Source organism: Streptomyces vulcanius, from assembly GCF_042653945.1.
Lineage (GTDB): Bacteria > Actinomycetota > Actinomycetes > Streptomycetales > Streptomycetaceae > Streptomyces > Streptomyces mangrovi.
Window position 1 is genome coordinate 1 of record NZ_JBHSFK010000122.1, and the last position, 1,015, is coordinate 1,015.

At 71.3% G+C, this 1,015-nt stretch carries 2 protein-coding genes; both read left to right on the plus strand.

The window, feature by feature from the left end; genetic code table 11:
* On the plus strand, positions 1 to 336 hold a 336-nt coding region (locus tag ACFPIH_RS56275; protein WP_385879454.1), incomplete at its 5' end, for a PfkB family carbohydrate kinase.
* A gap of 80 nt (positions 337 to 416) precedes the next feature.
* Positions 417 to 1,015: class II fructose-bisphosphate aldolase (locus tag ACFPIH_RS56280; protein WP_385879455.1), on the plus strand; the 599-nt coding region annotated here is incomplete at its 3' end.

Here is a 1,015-nt window from a genome sequence, read left to right on the forward strand (position 1 = left end):
GTCGATGCGGCTCAGCACCTGCGCGGGATGGGAGCGCGCACCGTTCTCGCCAGCCTCGGCGTGGACGGCGCCCTGCTCGTCGAGAACGACGAAGTCCTGCACGCCGAAGTGATCGTGGACAACCCGCAGAGCGCCGTCGGAGCAGGTGACGCCCTCCTGTCCGGTTTCCTCGCCGGCGGGGCGACCGGCGAGCCGGCCCTGCGCACCGCACTGCAGTGGGCGGCCACCGCTCTCCAGCAACCGGGCACCCTGCTCGGCCCACGCATCGACGAAGACAGCTTCCAGCTGATCTTCCACGACCGCCCCGACCGGCTGCGCCGCCTCCGGACCGGATGACCGACCCGGGACCGCTCCACCTCCCAAGAGCCGGATGACCGAAGACCGGCCCGCCCCGCCGCCTGCCCGAAAGAGACACCATGCCCCTCACCGGCACCGGACACACTGTCGCCGCCGCCGCGAGCGCCGGACACGCAGCAGCCGCCTTCAACATCATCCAGCTCGAACACGTCGAAGCGATCATCTCCGGAGCCGAGGCCGCGAAGGCTCCGGTCATTGTGCAGATCAGCGAGAACGCCGTGCGCTACCACGGCGCTCTGACCCCGCTCGCCCGTGCCGCACTGGCCGCCGGACAGGCCGCCCACGTGCCCGTGTCCGTCCACCTCGACCACGTCACGGACCTGTCCCTCGTCCGCGAGGCGCTCGAACTCGGCCTGCACTCGGTGATGTTCGACGCCTCCACCCTCGACTACGCCGACAACGTCGAAGCCACCGCCGAGGTCGTCCGCCTGTGCCACGCGGCAGACGTATGGGTCGAAGCCGAACTCGGTGAGGTCGGCGGCAAGGACGGTGTCCACGCCCCCGGAGCCCGCACCGATCCGGGCGAGGCCGCCGCCTTCGTCGCCGCCACCGGCGTGGACGCACTGGCCGTCGCCGTCGGAACCTCCCACGCCATGCTCACCCGAAACGCCGAGCTCGACTACGAGCTCATCGCCGCCCTGCGCACGGCAGTGCCCGT